This window comes from Altererythrobacter sp. GH1-8 (assembly GCF_043702085.1).
Lineage (GTDB): Bacteria > Pseudomonadota > Alphaproteobacteria > Sphingomonadales > Sphingomonadaceae > Erythrobacter.
Genome location: NZ_CP171690.1, coordinates 1,483,208 through 1,497,110, shown reverse-complemented (window position 1 = coordinate 1,497,110; position 13,903 = coordinate 1,483,208). Strand labels below are relative to the sequence as shown.

Below are 13,903 nucleotides of genomic sequence, written 5' to 3'. Positions count from 1 at the left end.
CATATGGGCGTTCATGGCGCTTGCGCAAAGCCCTGACCGGCCTAAACGCTCAAGCGATGGACGGTTCTGTCGCCAATCCCCAGCCGATCAAGGCCATTGCGATCCGCTTGCTCGCAGCCTTTGCGCTGTCGACCATGTCCATGCTGATCAAATATGCCGGGGAACGCGGGGTGCACCTGGCTGAACTGCTGTTCTGGCGGCAAGCCATCGCCAGTGTCGTGATCGCAGGTTTCCTCATCGCAATCGGCCGCATCGCAACCGTCAAGACACAACGCTTCGGCGCGCACTTCCGCCGCGCTTTCGTGGGCCTTGTCAGCATGTGTTTCCTCTATGGCACGGTGTTGATCCTGCCGCTGGCTGAAGCGACTGCGATCAACTTTACTGCGCCCTTCTTCGCAGTGATGCTGTCCGTCATCCTGTTCAAGCAGACGGTTGGGCTCTACCGTTGGAGCGCGGTTGCAATGGGCTTTGTCGGCGTGCTTATCGTGACACAACCGGGCGGCGGCGCGATAAACCCGCTGGGCGTGGCAACGGGACTTATGGGCGCCTTCTTCGTCGCGCTGATTTCCTACCAGGTGCAGGATCTCAACAAGACCGAAAGCCCGTGGAGCATTGTGTTCTGGTTCGGCGTCCTATCCGCGCCAATGGCCGCTCTCGCCCTGCCTTTCTTCGCCGCTGCACATGACCCCATGACATGGCTTATCATTGGCTTGATGGCGCTATCAGGCGGCATTGCCCAGCTGTTGCTGACGGCAAGCCTGCGGTTCGGATCCGCAGCGACCATCATCATCATTGATTACACCTCGCTGCTGTGGGCGGTGGGCTATGGCTGGAGCGTGTTCGACAAACCCCCGTCTGCAGGCCTTTGGCTGGGTGCGCCCTTGATCCTTGGCGCCGGTTTGCTGATTACATGGCGTGAAGCGGTCCTGGTACGCGACAAACGGGCGGCCAAGGCGCAATCCTAGGTTCATTGCCCTCGTGACAGGATGGGAATTCGTGGTGTATTCGGGTTGTCAGAAAAAGGAGAAAACAATGCTTCGCAAGACCATGATTGTTGCTGCGCTTGCAGCGATGACGCTTACCACCGCTGCTTGCAACACCGTCCGCGGTGTCGGCGACGACCTCAAGTCTGCCGCAGACGCGGTCGACGACGAAACATGATCTGATGGGGCTTCACGCCCCGTTTGGACAAGTGAAATGCGCAAACGTTCGCCAAGCGATTGGCGGGCGTTTGTGTTTTCAGTCTTGTCAGGCCTTGCGATAAACTAGCGTCAGATTGTTCGCTGGCATTTCGTGCCGCGCAGTGCGCTTTAAGTCATGGTCCTGCGCAAGCGCATCCATGTCTTTCACCGCGCGAATTCCCCACGAGGGGTTGCGCGACTGGAGGCTCTCATCAAACGAAAGGTTTGAAGGTGCCGGTGCAACGCCGTCCTCGAAATATGGACCATAGAGGATCAGCGGTGCACCCGGTGCCAGCAATCGTCCAGCCCCAGCCAGCAGGCCCACAGCCGCCTCCCAGGGCGTGATATGAACCATATTCGCGCAAAAGATCGCATCCGCCCTGTCGACGGGCCAGTCAGACGCCGCCGCATTCAGCTCCATCGCTGCGTAAAGGTTCGTGCTACCCCCTACAGCCCGCCACGCTTCAATCGATGCAAGCGCCGCCGGGTCCGGATCGCTCGGCTGCCACGTGATCTGCGGGAAGCGAGCCGCGAAATAGACCGCGTGCTCGCCCGAACCGCTCGCGACTTCCAGCACAGTCCCTGACGCAGGGAGTTCGTTCGCTAGAACCTCAGCGATCGCCTCGCGGTTGCGCAAGGTTGCAGGCGCATGGCGCTTGGCGTCATCCATCGTGAACCCGAGACCGGCTCAACTGACCTGCCGCTCCTGCCCTGCCCAATAGGGTTCGCGCAAGGTCCGGCGCAGGATCTTGCCCGAGGGATTGCGCGGCATCTCGGGAATGAAATCGACGCTCTTGGGCGCTTTGAACGCAGCCACCCGCTCTCGCGCATAATCGATCACTTCCTGCTCACCGCACTCGCAGCCGGGCTTCAGCACGATGCAGGCCTTGACCTCTTCGCCCCATTTTGCGCTTGGAATGCCGATCACTGCCACTTCGGCAATCGCCGGATGTCCGTAAATCGCACTCTCTACCTCTGCCGGATAGACATTCTCCCCGCCTGAGATAATCATGTCCTTGATCCGGTCCTGAATGTAGATGTAGCCATCTTCGTCCATGTAGGCGGCATCGCCCGTGCGGATCCAGCCGTCTTGGTCGAGCGTGCTGGCGGTCGCTTCCGGCAGCTTCCAGTACTCGGCCATGTTGGACGGCGAGAGAATTGCAATCTCTCCAATTTCGCCGCGTGGGACTTCCTTGCCATCCGGATCGACAATCTGGATCGTAACGCCGGGGCAGGCCTTGCCGCAGGATCGCATCCGCTGATTGCCGGCAAGATCGTGATCCTCTGGCGGCAGCATGGTGACCGTGCCTGATGTTTCCGTCATGCCGTAGACCTGCAGAAAGCCGGTATCGGGCATGGTGCGCACCGCCTCTTTCAGGAGCTCCAGCGGCATCGGCGCAGCGCCATAGAGCAAATATCTGAGGTTCGAGAAATCGGTATTCGCTGCGCGTGGATGCTGCACCACCATCTGTACGGCGGCCGGCACGATGAACATGTGAGTGACCCCGTTCTGGATCCCGTCGATGACCAGATCGGGGATGAATTCGGACAGGATCAGCGCGCGAACGCCAGCCGCGACGGAAATGACCACCAGCCCTGTCCCGCCAATATGCGCACATGGCATGCAAGCGAGGATGCAATCATCCAGCTGGTAATCATACCACGGCTGCTGCGCGGCAATGCCCGGTTTGCGCAGACCGAGCAAATTTCCGTTCGTCAACACCGCCCCTTTTGGATTGCCAGTGGTCCCTGACGTGTAGAGCTGAAGCGCGGGCGTATTCTTGTCAGCCGGCTCGAACTCGGCTTCATCCATCTGCTCAATCAAAGCGCGAACCTCATGCTCGGCGAGCACCTCGGCGCCATTACCCATCTCAGCAACGATCGACCGCGCTGTGTCAGCAAAGCCATCGCCTGCGATCACCAGCTTCGCTTCCGTATCACCGAGGATGTAAGCCACCTCGCGTGGTGCCAGGCGCCATCCGACAGGAGCCGCCACCGCGCTAGAACGCGCTGCCGCCAGCAGCAGGATGAAGAACAGGTCGGAGTTCTTGCCAAGCCAGGCGACACGGTCGCCCTCGCCAATGCCCTTGGACTGGAACAGCGACACAACGCGGCGCGTCATCGCGTCCAGCTCGCCGAACGTGGTCACACGGCCATCGTGCTCCAGGGCCGGCTGATCAGGCCGCTCTTTGGCCCAATGGCGCAGGATTTCGTCAAACGTCTCATATGTGTGATGCTCGGTCATGGCCTCTCCACTGGTCATGTCTGGATTTGCGACCAGTTTGCCAAATTCGTTCGCGAAGGCCAGCGCTTTTCGCGTCAGCTCCAGCGGCCTTGCGCTTGTGCGCGCTTCTCACGGATGACCAGCCAGATCAGCAGGCCAAGCGGCCCGGCCATCAAGGTGAAGAAGAGGACCGGCACCTGGATGATCCGGTTGAAACCTTTTGCATCTGCATCGCGTGCGATCCACAGCCCGACAAACAGGTCAAAGGCGAGATAATGTACCCAGCCGATGGTGATCCCGGCATCACTGGCAAACAGAGTGCGCACGCCTTCGATCGAGCTGAAGTCGCCTCCGCCTGCGCCGCCCCCTGCATCGAGCATGCCTGTCATGAAGCCGATCAGGCTGACGGCATAGGTCAGACACAAGAGACCAACCCCCGCGTAGAGAATGGCTGCGAGCAAGGCGGGCCAACGCGGCAAGAAGGCAAGAGCGACCCAGCAAATAAGCGCGTAAAGATTGGCGATCGAAAAAAGAGTGTCCCAGCTCATTCACGTGTTTCCTAGTTGATAAGCGCAAGCCTCTTGCGACGCCAGTAAGCGGCAAGCAAACTTCCCAGCACCACGTGGTACACAGCAGACACGGCGCTGGGAACAGGTGCCAGTGCCGCTTCCATTGGGCTGGCAAACTGCGCCTGAAAACTGGGCGTTGACGCGAGCGTTGAGCCGAGCCCGCTGTTCTGCATGCCAACTTCGATTGCGCAGGTGCGTTGCTCAGTCTCCGCAAGTCCGAGCCATCCCGACAAGAGGTAGCCCAGGCCAAAACCTGTCGCATGGAGCGCAAACAACGCGAGCAGCAAGACGCCTGCATGCTCAACAATCAGCGGCTTGGACGCAGCGATGATCCCGCCAACGATCAGGACCACGCCCAGCACGGATATCAGTGGAGAGATGACCGCGATCCGCGCCGTGCTCTTAGGAAACAAGCGATTGAGCACGACGCCCGCGATCACCGGCACCAGAACGACTGTAATCATCCCTCGAAACAGCGCCCAACGGTCGATTTCAAGGAACACCCCTGCCAGCCAGCTCGTCAGGAGCGGTGTCATCACCACGGCAATCAGCGTTGAGGCCAGCGTCATGGTAACAGAAAGGGCGAGATTCGCTCGGGCGAGGTATGCGACGACGTTAGACGCGGTTCCGCCGGGACAGCAGGAGACAAGAATCAACCCGACTGCCAATCCCGCTTCCAGACCAAACATCATCGCAAAGCCAATTCCGGCGAGCGGCATAATCGTGAATTGCAGCGCCACGCCTGTTGCGACCGCGCGCGGCAAGGTCAGCACGCGGCGAAAGTCCTCAGGCGAAAGGGTCAATCCCATCCCGAGCATTATGATGCCCAGCATCACACTCACCAGGGACTGACCGAATGGCGCAAACGTGCCGTCGACAACCCACAGGAAGTGCTGAGGTATGAACCACGCCCAGACGGTTCCCAGAACCGTCCAGAATGCAAACAGATTGGTCGCGCGTGCAATCACGCCTGCCTCTCCCCCGCTAATACTCTCACCCGATAGCGAGCGATTGCGGTCGGCGCTAGACAGTCTCGCCGCGCTTCATCCAATCTCGCGCAGCACGCTGTATGGCGTCGTGGTCATGACTAAAGCGGCCAGCCGCCTTGCGCGTGCCGAGGCCCAGTGCGGCATTGGCGACTGTTTCAGCGCGGATAGAGCGGTATTTGCGCATACCACCGCCCATGAAGGGGTCAATCAACGGGCTTGCGATCCGTGCGATGCCTTCGCCAAAGCGCAGGTCATCGACCCTGCGCCCACGGAGCAGTCCTGGGCGAAGAATATCCAGCCGTCTGAACTTCAGCTGCGAAAGTTCACGTTCAACCTCGCCCTTGACGCGCAGGTAGAAGTTCCTGGTGCTCGGGTTGGCCCCAACCGAACTGATCGTGACCATCCGCTCGATCCCCGCCTCGCGGGCAGCCCTTGCAGTGTTGACCACGAGGTGCTGATCGACGGCGCGAAACGCCTCTTCGTCGCGCCCGGCGCGTTTCCAGGTCGTCCCTAGCGCATTGATAAGACAATCGGGTTGGAGTCCGGCAAGAACTTCTCCCCACGCCTCGGGATCCGCGACAAAGCATTCCATGCGTGCATCATGCGGCAGATCGAATTCTCGGCGCGCAATCGCCATCACGCGCACATCTGGCCGATACCGCACCTCTTCAAGGATGCACCTGCCAACCAGCCCGGTCGACCCGATAACAGCGACACGCACGGGCTCAGACATTCGTCAGTCCTTCTGGCCGCTTGCCATGAATCGCGGTGAAGGCCTCCATCGCAAACCGGTCGCTCATCCCTGCGATAAAGTCCGCGATCTTGCGCGCTCGCTGAGGTTGCCCTGGCGGCGATTGCTCCTGCCAGCCCTGCGGCATCAGGCGCTCGTCCGCTGCATAGGCGGAAAACAGTTCTGCCACGACTTCGCGCGCATTGCTGGCAGCTGCGACCTGATCGTCATGGTAATAAAGCCGCTCGTACATGAAAGCCTTCAAACTGCGTTCCTTCTCGGCAAACTCCGGCGAGAATCCTGCCAATGAATGTCCTGCGCTGCGCACTTCATCGACACTAGAGACACCTTTCAGCTGTTCACGTGCGTGCGCAATCACGTCATTGACCATCAATCCGATCTGTTCTCGCACAAGTTCGCGCAACTGGCGCTCTCGAGGGGCATGGGGAAAGCGTTTTTCGACCGCCCGCCACTGGTCTGCGAGGAAATCCACCGTAAGCAGGTCTTCAAGGTCGAGAAACCCCGCGCGCAGACCGTCATCGATGTCATGATTATCGTAGGCAATGTCGTCTGCGACAGCTGCGACCTGCGCTTCCAGCGAGGGCCACTGCGACAGCTCGAGCGGAAAATCCGCGTCAAGTTCTGCCAGCGCCCAATTCGGATTTTCGATCGGGCCATTATGCTTTGCCAGCCCCTCGAGCAGATCCCAGGTAAGGTTCAGCCCGTCATGGTCGGGATAGGGGCTCTCCAGCCGCATGACCGTACGCAGCGCATGGGCGTTATGGTCAAACCCGCCAAACGGCTTCATCGCTTCGGTAAGGGCGTCCTCTCCTGCATGACCGAAGGGGGGGTGACCGAGATCATGCGCCAGGCACAGGGCTTCAGCCAGATCTTCATTGAGGCCAAGCGCGCGGGCGATCACCCGGCCGATCTGTGCGACCTCCAGGCTATGCGTCATGCGTGTGCGATAGTGATCGCCTTCGGGAGCGATAAACACCTGTGTCTTGGAGCGCAGGCGGCGAAAGCTCATCGAATGAATGAGCCGATCGCGGTCGCGTTGAAACTCGGTGCGAGGGCCGCGTGACGGAAACCTGCCGGTCGAGAATTCTCTCCCGCGGGTCTGAAGCGGGTCTGCGGCATAGGAGGCGGGCGTCATCACGCTGCGGCGATTAGGAGAGGGGCCGTCAAGGAGCAACCGGAACAATCGCCGAACATGCCCACGGGCCAGCAAGTCCTTCCAACTCTGAAAGAGAGCGGCCGCCCGATCGTGTTCGATCCAGGCGGCCTACACTGGGTATTCGAATGCAACCCGAAGGCCCGGTGCAGCAGGGGAACGTCGCGACAATGATAACGCTCTCTCGCTTTCCGGTAACTATAACAAAATTTCTTTGAGTTGAAACCAAAAAATTGTAGGAATCCGACATCGCGCGCAGAATGCGCAGAGCACCACCCCTGGTCAGTCGCTTGAGTCGAGGATCCAGTCGGCTGCGGCCTGGCAGTGAATGCGGGTGGAATCGAATACTGGCAAGACGTTGGCATCTACATCTACGATCAGTTCGAGCTCGGTTGATGCAAGGACAATGGCCCCTGCACCTTCCTGCGCTTTCTTCGTAATAATGGTCTTCAATGCGCGTTCGGCATCGCGCGATTGCTTCCCGACCATGAGTTCGTCGTAGATGATCTTGTCCAGAATTTCGACATTCTCCATATCCGGCGGAAGCAGGTCCACGCCGTTCGCAACCAGGTGCTTGCGGTAGAAACTCTCCGTCATGACATTACGCGTTCCGATCAGCGCTGCACTTTTGCAGCCTGCCGCTTTCATCGCTTTACCGACCTGCTCAGCGATGTGAAGGATCGGGATATCGACTTGCGCGGCGACGTGATCATAAACCTTGTGCATCGAATTTGCGCAGATCGCGAGCCCATCGACGCCAGCATCTTCAAGACGCTTCGCACTCTCCGACAGCACTTCTTCTGCGCGCTTCCAGTCGCCTGCCTGACGCAAGCCGTGAAGCTGGCTGAAATCCAGGCTCTCGATCATCATCGGGGCACTGGCCATCGCGCCAGGCGCGCGTTTTTGCACGATCCGGTTGATCCGGTCGTAATACATGCCAGTCGAGACCCAGCTCATCCCGCCGATCAGGCCGAGTTTGCGCAACGCAGATTCCAGTATCTTGTTCGTAGTTCGCTATTACTTAGCCGCGAGATACGCAGCGCGTCTATAGCGTGATTCCAGACACGGCTACAGGCCGTTTTCCATGGTTAATGGCGCGGATACCAACCACTCGCGGACATCGGCAGCGCTGCGCTGGGCAGCCTCTTCTTGCGGCAAGTGGCCAATGCCGGGATAGGTTACCAGCCTCGCATCGCTCAAGGTCTCAGCATACCACTGCCCAACCGAAAGTGGGATCAACCCGTCCTCCTCACCCCAGATAATCAGCGTTGGGACGACAATCCCGGCGACCTCGTCCTGAGTGAAACTGCTCCACCCGAGAGAAAACCGCTCGATTGTCGCCGCACGATTGCCCGGATAACGCAGCATTTCCCAATAACGGTCGATCATCGCTTCGCTCACGATCTCCTGATTGCTGACCGACTGCCGCAAGGATTGCTCGATCAGGCTGCGCGGAGTGATCCGCTTCGCAATCTCACGTACGCCAGGCATAGCGGCAATCGTGAAGCCGATATTGCCGCCGCCTTCTTCCTCGCGGCGATATGGCGCCCCTCCGGCATCGACTAGGATCATCCCCGCCAGCCGCTCAGGATGCGCGATCGCGAATCCTACCGAATGAGTCCCTCCCATCGAGTTGCCGCCGATAACGAACCGATCCAGCTCCAAAGCGTCTGCGAAAGCGAGAATATCTGCGACGAAGGCGTCGCGCGAGTAATCCGCATCACCGGCCGCTCCGGTCAGCCCATGGCCCGCTTGGTCGAAACGGATCAGACGATAATCTTCCCGCAAGGCCTCCGCCCAGGGCTGCCACGTCGACAGGTCCGCATTTGACCCATGCAGCAGAACTAAGGGCAACGCATCGCGCGGCCCTTCGTCGCGGTAATGCACCTCCGTCCCGTCAGGCAGCGTGATGAATTTAGAAGGCGCGGTAGCGTATTTGGCGCGCATTTCAGCGGGATCGGTGTCGGGAGTGCGCAGCAGCAGAAAGGCCATCACCAGCAAGGCCGCGAGCACGCCGAGGAACTTGAGTGAGCGCTTCATTGTTTAAAGCGCATCGAGCGCTGTCTCGACAACGCATACGCCAGCAGCACGAACGGTCACCTCCACCGCTTCATTGTCATCTATCCGGCGGATGCGGTCGAGTGCATCCTGGACTGAGAGTGGGATGGCGTTTTCTCCATCCTGCGGCGCGGCGCGTTCCAGCTTGCGCAGTTGGATGATCGAGAGTCGCTCCACCATCCGCGGCGCCATGCAGTCCGCCATGGCTTCAGGAACACCGTTGTCGATCAGAGCGGTCTTGACCCTTGCCTCGGTCACGCGATCAAGCCCGCCGAACCAGATCCAAACGCCAGCGCCCAGAGCCAGTACGAGCAGCAGGACGAGGAGCTTCTTCATCCGGGTCAGTTCCTCGCGCGGTTAGCCGAGCGCCTTGTTGATTTCCTCGACCATCTTCTTTGCATCGGACAAAAGCATGACGGTCTGGTTCATGTAGAACACATCGTTGTCGACCCCGGCATAGCCCACGCCGCCCATGGAGCGCTTGATGAAAAAGACCTGCTTGGCCTTGTCCACATCGAACACAGGCATGCCGTAGATCGGCGATGACTTGTCGGTCTTCGCCGCCGGGTTCACGACGTCATTTGCGCCGATGATGAAGGCAACGTCAGCCTGAGCGAACTCTGAGTTGATATCCTCAAGCTCAAACACCTCATCGTATGGTACGTTAGCTTCCGCGAGGAGCACGTTCATGTGCCCCGGCATACGCCCTGCGACCGGGTGGATCGCGTATTTCACGTCGACGCCCTTCTCCTTGAGCAAGTCCGCCATTTCGCGCAGCACGTGCTGCGCCTGCGCCACGGCCATGCCGTAACCGGGGATGATGATGACCTTTTCGGCTTGCTCAAGCATGAAGGCCGCATCATCCGCACTGCCTTGCTTGTACGGGCGCTGTTCGCGCGCTTCGCCGCCTGCGCCTGCGCCATCTTCAGCGCCGAAGCCGCCTGCGATAACGCTAATGAAACTGCGGTTCATCGCGCGGCACATGATGTAGCTGAGGATCGCGCCAGAGGAGCCCACCAGCGCGCCGGTGATGATCATCGCCGTGTTGCCGAGCGTGAAGCCCATCGCCGCCGCCGCCCATCCTGAATACGAGTTCAGCATGGACACGACGACCGGCATGTCCGCCCCGCCAATGGGGATGATCAGCAGGAAACCGATTGCGAAGGCTAGCACGGTCACCGCCACGATCAGCGGCAAGGTCTCTTCTGGCCCAGATGCCATGGCAAACATCGCGGTCAGGACGATGATCGCCGCGAGCGTGCCAAGGTTGATCGCATGGCGCAGCGGCAACAGTATCGGAGAACCGCTCATCTTGCCAGACAGCTTGAGAAAAGCGATCACCGAGCCTGAAAAGGTGATTGCGCCGATGGCAATTCCAAGGCCCATTTCGATCTTGCTGACTGCGGAGATGCTGTCTTCGCCGACCAGCAGCCCGAACGCGCCCGGATTCAGGTAAGCTGCCCAGCCCACCAGCACGGCGGCGAGGCCGACGAGACTGTGAAAGCCTGCGACCAGCTCGGGCATTTGCGTCATCGCGATCTTGCGCGCGATCACAAAACCGATCGAACCGCCGATCAGGATGGCTATGCCGATTTCCGGCAAGTTTGCGATGTCATGCGTGATCAGCGTCGTCGCGACAGCGATCAGCATGCCGATCATGCCATAGCGGTTGCCCGCGCGGCTTGTTGCCGGACTGGAAAGTCCGCGCAGCGCAAGGATGAAGAACACGCCTGCCACCAGATAGGCCAGCATCGCCCAGGCGGGTGTTCCAGTGCCATCAGCACCAGAGGCGAGAATGGAGAAGCTCATCACTTCTTTTCCTTCTTCTTGTACATTGCGAGCATACGCTCGGTCACGGCAAAGCCGCCGAAGATGTTGACGCTCGCGAGCACCACGCCGATCAGGCCGAGCCACTTCGCAAGCGCGCTCCCCGCTTCAGCCGAAGCGATCAGCGCGCCGACGATAATGACCGAGGAAATCGCATTGGTCACCGCCATCAGCGGCGTGTGCAGCGCAGGCGTGACCGACCACACCACGTAGTAGCCGACGAAACACGCCAACACGAAGATCGAGAGGATACTGATGAAGTCCATTAGTTCGCTCCCGTCAGACGTTCATTGACGACCTTGCCGCCCTGCGTCAGGCGGACGGCATTTCCGATTTCCTCGTCAAGCTCGGGCTTGCCCGCTTCCTTGTCCCAGAAGGCGCTGAGGAAATTGAAGTGGTTGCGCGCAAACAGCGCCGATGCGTCGGCGGCGAGATGTGCTGGTGTGTTGGCATAACCGATGATCTTCACGCCGTGTTTGACCACGGTCTCGTCCGGCTTTGAACCTTCGACATTTCCGCCCTGAGCCACCGCGAGGTCGAAAATTACGCTGCCGGGCTTCATCGTCGCGATCTGCTCATCCGTGATCAAGCGCGGCGCAGCGCGGCCCGGGATAAGCGCGGTCGTGATGACGATGTCCTGCTTGGCGATATGCTCACTGACGAGCTTGGCCTGTGCGGCCTTGTACTCGTCGCTCATTTCGGTCGCGTAGCCTCCCGAGCCTTCGCCTTCGATCCCGGCCACTTCCTCTACGAAGATCGGTTTTGCGCCCAATGACTGGATCTGCTCCTTCGTGGCGGATCGCACATCAGTCGCAGAGACTTGCGCGCCGAGACGCTTGGCAGTCGCGATCGCCTGAAGGCCTGCAACGCCGACACCCATGATAAAGACCCTTGCGGCCTGAACCGTGCCCGCTGCGGTCATCATCATCGGGAACGCACGACCATATTCGTCCGCTGCCGCAATCACCGCCTTGTAGCCCGCGAGGTTCGATTGGCTGGAAAGCACGTCCATCGACTGCGCGCGGGTAATGCGCGGCATGAACTCCATGCTCAAGGCTTCAAACCCGGCCTTGGCATAGGAATCGACCAGTTCCCGCTTGCTGAACGGATCGAACAAGGCGGCAACCCAAGCGCCTGCTTTCGCCCCTGCCAGGCTCGATGCCTCAGGTGCCTGCACGCCAAGCACGATGTCAGCATCCTTGAGGACTTCGGCGCGCGAACCTACGCTTGCGCCAGCCTCAGAAAAGGCCGCATCGCTGATCGAAGCGGTCGTACCTGCTTCAGACTCGACAGCGACATCTGCACCTAAGCCAATGAATTTCTTCACGGTTTCAGGCGTCGCGGCAACCCGCGTTTCACCTGCAGCCTGCTCCTTGAGGACAGCGATCCGCAACGTCTGGTGCGCCCTATTCGGCGATCAGAGTGATGACGAAAAGCGCGATCACGGCGATGATCGGTACGCTCCACTTGAGCAGGCTGATGAAGCCGCCGTAGGTCCTTTTGGCCGATTTCATGTCATGCGATGCCATGTGAGACTTTCCCCGATAAAAATCTGTCAAGCGTAATGCTCGTCCGCGCTCTATCGTTCCTCGCAAGCTGTGCCAAGTCCCAAGCCAGCATCGACAAATACTGAGTCCAAATCCAATAGCCTTAATCGGGTCTTTACTCCTTCGCACTAATTTGACCGCTCGTATCACCTTGGGACGGTTTGAGCATGTCAGACAGCGACCAGCGCTTGATTCTGTTGATCGACGACGAGCCGGCGCAATGCCGACTTATCTCCGCGCTTGTCGCGCGGGAGGGTTGGCGCACGGTCACAGCCGCCGATCCGGACACTGCGATTGCGATGCTCGGCACCCGCGACGGGATGAAGCTCAGCGCGATCATTCTCGATCAGTGGGTTCCAGGCGACGATGCCTGCGAGCTGATTACGGAACTCAAATCACGCCGCCCGGCTCTACCGATCCTTATGCTGACGACATCGGCCTCGCCCGCCTTGGCTGTTGAAGCGATGCGAGCAGGCGCAACTGACTACCTGATCAAGCCGATCGCGCCCGATCGCCTGCTCGAGGCCCTGCGCGCTGCAACAGAGGCGGCCAGCCCGCAAGACGAGCTGATGCCCCTGTCCGAGAAGATGGGTGCTGCGCTCGATTTCGATGCGATGATCGGCACCGCGCCCACTTTCCGTACCGCGCTCGCGCAAGCCGCAAAAGCTGCCCGTGGTCACGGCAATGCCGTGATCGAAGGAGAAGGCGGAACCGGCAAGGAAATGCTGATGCGTGCGATGCATGCCGCCAGCCCGCGAGCGAAGCTGATCCTGCGTTCGCTCAATATTGGCGGCATTCCGGCAAGCAACCTGCCCTCGGTCCTGTTCGGGCATGAGCCTAATGCCTTTCCGGGCGCGTTCGACCGCCAGATCGGCGTTTTGCAGCAAGCCGATGGCGGTACACTGATGCTGGACGAAATCGACCGGCTGACCGATGAGCTGCAGCAAAAGCTCGAGGAAGTGCTGACTTCCGCCATCGTCCGGCCGCTCGGTGCAAGCCACGGCTTCCGAGTCGATGTGCGGATCTTTGCGGCCAGCAACTTCCCGCTGCGAGACCTGGTCAAAGCCGGGAAGTTCCGCGAAAAGCTGTTCGAACTGCTTGCACCTACACTCATTACCCTGCCTCCTTTGCGCGAGCGCGTCGGCGATATCCCCGCTCTGACACGCCATTTTCTCGGGCGGATTGGCGAGCAGCCAGGCCTGCGCCACCTTTCCGTCGCTGACAGCGCGCTGAGCCTCCTTCAGGCCTATGACTGGCCGGGCAACGTCCGCCAGTTGCAGGCAGTACTGTTCCGCTCAGCCGTTTTCTGCGACGATGAAGCGCTGACTTCAGCGAGCTTTCCTCAGCTGTCCGAACTGCTCGGCGAGCCGCGCGCCAAGGCATCGTCACCGCACCACGAAGGCGTTGGTGTGATGCTTTACACAGAAGATGGGAATTTGCGTCCACTGGAAGAAATCGAAGCTGACGTGATCCGCCTCGCGATTGGCCACTATCGCGGCCGCATGACGGAAGTCGCACGGCGCCTGGGCATTGGCCGCTCGACGCTTTACCGCAAGCTGGCGGACCTCGGGATCGACAACGCCGCCTGACAGGCTTAACCCCAT

General features: G+C 60.0%; 16 protein-coding genes. 3 read left to right on the top strand and 13 right to left on the bottom strand.

Going from position 1 to position 13,903, the window contains the following annotated elements:
- Positions 1-56: 56 nt before the first annotated feature.
- Positions 57-965, top strand: a complete 909-nt coding sequence (locus tag ACG9DO_RS07275) for a DMT family transporter (RefSeq protein WP_394731049.1) — start codon at positions 57-59, stop codon at positions 963-965.
- A gap of 67 nt (positions 966-1,032) precedes the next feature.
- Positions 1,033-1,161, top strand: a complete 129-nt coding sequence (locus ACG9DO_RS07270; RefSeq protein ID WP_269748036.1) for a hypothetical protein — start codon at positions 1,033-1,035, stop codon at positions 1,159-1,161.
- Between the two features lie 87 nt (positions 1,162-1,248).
- Here ACG9DO_RS07270 and ACG9DO_RS07265 read toward each other — a convergent pair whose 3' ends face one another.
- From ACG9DO_RS07265 to ACG9DO_RS07205, 13 genes are all read right to left on the bottom strand, one after another.
- Positions 1,249-1,851, bottom strand: a complete 603-nt coding sequence (locus ACG9DO_RS07265; protein ID WP_394731048.1) for a DUF938 domain-containing protein — start codon at positions 1,849-1,851, stop codon at positions 1,249-1,251.
- A gap of 18 nt (positions 1,852-1,869) precedes the next feature.
- Positions 1,870-3,426, bottom strand: coding sequence for a long-chain-fatty-acid--CoA ligase (locus tag ACG9DO_RS07260; protein ID WP_394731047.1), 1,557 nt, complete (start codon positions 3,424-3,426; stop codon positions 1,870-1,872).
- A gap of 74 nt (positions 3,427-3,500) precedes the next feature.
- On the bottom strand, positions 3,501-3,953 hold the full coding sequence (locus ACG9DO_RS07255) for an ABA4-like family protein (RefSeq protein WP_394731046.1): 453 nt from the start codon (positions 3,951-3,953) through the stop codon (positions 3,501-3,503).
- Positions 3,954-3,964: 11 nt separating this feature from the next.
- Entirely contained in the window at positions 3,965-4,942 is a 978-nt protein-coding gene (locus ACG9DO_RS07250; RefSeq protein ID WP_394731045.1) for a bile acid:sodium symporter family protein, read from the bottom strand.
- Between the two features lie 55 nt (positions 4,943-4,997).
- Positions 4,998-5,696 (bottom strand): NAD-dependent epimerase/dehydratase family protein, encoded by a 699-nt coding sequence (locus tag ACG9DO_RS07245; protein ID WP_394731044.1) that lies wholly within the window; start codon positions 5,694-5,696, stop codon positions 4,998-5,000.
- The gene (locus tag ACG9DO_RS07240) at positions 5,689-6,849 is read right to left on the bottom strand and encodes a deoxyguanosinetriphosphate triphosphohydrolase (protein ID WP_394731222.1); all 1,161 of its coding nucleotides are present in this window, start codon (positions 6,847-6,849) and stop codon (positions 5,689-5,691) included. Before ACG9DO_RS07240 ends, ACG9DO_RS07245 begins: the two co-directional genes overlap by 8 nt.
- Positions 6,850-7,149: 300 nt before the next feature.
- Positions 7,150-7,851, bottom strand: coding sequence for an aspartate/glutamate racemase family protein (locus tag ACG9DO_RS07235; protein ID WP_394731043.1), 702 nt, complete (start codon positions 7,849-7,851; stop codon positions 7,150-7,152).
- Positions 7,852-7,935: 84 nt separating this feature from the next.
- A complete protein-coding gene (locus tag ACG9DO_RS07230; protein WP_394731042.1) occupies positions 7,936-8,907 on the bottom strand; it encodes an alpha/beta fold hydrolase in 972 nt (323 codons plus the stop codon).
- A gap of 3 nt (positions 8,908-8,910) precedes the next feature.
- The gene (locus tag ACG9DO_RS07225) at positions 8,911-9,261 is read right to left on the bottom strand and encodes a hypothetical protein (RefSeq protein WP_394731041.1); all 351 of its coding nucleotides are present in this window, start codon (positions 9,259-9,261) and stop codon (positions 8,911-8,913) included.
- 21 nt (positions 9,262-9,282) lie between these two features.
- Entirely contained in the window at positions 9,283-10,734 is a 1,452-nt protein-coding gene (locus tag ACG9DO_RS07220; protein WP_394731040.1) for an NAD(P)(+) transhydrogenase (Re/Si-specific) subunit beta, read from the bottom strand.
- On the bottom strand, positions 10,734-11,018 hold the full coding sequence (locus ACG9DO_RS07215; protein ID WP_394731039.1) for an NAD(P) transhydrogenase subunit alpha: 285 nt from the start codon (positions 11,016-11,018) through the stop codon (positions 10,734-10,736). Before ACG9DO_RS07215 ends, ACG9DO_RS07220 begins: the two co-directional genes overlap by 1 nt.
- Positions 11,018-12,145 carry a Re/Si-specific NAD(P)(+) transhydrogenase subunit alpha gene (locus ACG9DO_RS07210; RefSeq protein ID WP_394731038.1) on the bottom strand — a complete coding sequence of 376 codons (1,128 nt, stop codon included), beginning with the start codon at positions 12,143-12,145 and terminating at the stop codon, positions 11,018-11,020. The genes ACG9DO_RS07215 and ACG9DO_RS07210 overlap by 1 nt, the downstream gene beginning before the upstream one ends.
- Positions 12,146-12,158: 13 nt before the next feature.
- On the bottom strand, positions 12,159-12,311 hold the full coding sequence (locus ACG9DO_RS07205) for a hypothetical protein (protein ID WP_394731037.1): 153 nt from the start codon (positions 12,309-12,311) through the stop codon (positions 12,159-12,161).
- A gap of 155 nt (positions 12,312-12,466) precedes the next feature.
- Between ACG9DO_RS07205 and ACG9DO_RS07200 the strand changes: the two genes are divergently transcribed.
- Positions 12,467-13,888 (top strand): sigma-54-dependent transcriptional regulator, encoded by a 1,422-nt coding sequence (locus tag ACG9DO_RS07200; RefSeq protein WP_394731036.1) that lies wholly within the window; start codon positions 12,467-12,469, stop codon positions 13,886-13,888.
- The last annotated feature ends 15 nt before the right edge of the window (positions 13,889-13,903 follow it).

Coding starts and splice junctions, on each gene's coding strand:
- ACG9DO_RS07275 (WP_394731049.1), top strand. CDS start 57: ATGGACGGTTCTGTCGCCAATCCCCAGCCGATCAAGGCCATTGCGATC.
- ACG9DO_RS07270 (WP_269748036.1), top strand. CDS start 1,033: ATGCTTCGCAAGACCATGATTGTTGCTGCGCTTGCAGCGATGACGCTT.
- ACG9DO_RS07265 (WP_394731048.1), bottom strand. CDS start 1,851: ATGGATGACGCCAAGCGCCATGCGCCTGCAACCTTGCGCAACCGCGAG.
- ACG9DO_RS07260 (WP_394731047.1), bottom strand. CDS start 3,426: ATGACCGAGCATCACACATATGAGACGTTTGACGAAATCCTGCGCCAT.
- ACG9DO_RS07255 (WP_394731046.1), bottom strand. CDS start 3,953: ATGAGCTGGGACACTCTTTTTTCGATCGCCAATCTTTACGCGCTTATT.
- ACG9DO_RS07245 (WP_394731044.1), bottom strand. CDS start 5,696: ATGTCTGAGCCCGTGCGTGTCGCTGTTATCGGGTCGACCGGGCTGGTT.
- ACG9DO_RS07240 (WP_394731222.1), bottom strand. CDS start 6,849: ATGACGCCCGCCTCCTATGCCGCAGACCCGCTTCAGACCCGCGGGAGA.
- ACG9DO_RS07230 (WP_394731042.1), bottom strand. CDS start 8,907: ATGAAGCGCTCACTCAAGTTCCTCGGCGTGCTCGCGGCCTTGCTGGTG.
- ACG9DO_RS07225 (WP_394731041.1), bottom strand. CDS start 9,261: ATGAAGAAGCTCCTCGTCCTGCTGCTCGTACTGGCTCTGGGCGCTGGC.
- ACG9DO_RS07220 (WP_394731040.1), bottom strand. CDS start 10,734: ATGAGCTTCTCCATTCTCGCCTCTGGTGCTGATGGCACTGGAACACCC.
- ACG9DO_RS07215 (WP_394731039.1), bottom strand. CDS start 11,018: ATGGACTTCATCAGTATCCTCTCGATCTTCGTGTTGGCGTGTTTCGTC.
- ACG9DO_RS07200 (WP_394731036.1), top strand. CDS start 12,467: ATGTCAGACAGCGACCAGCGCTTGATTCTGTTGATCGACGACGAGCCG.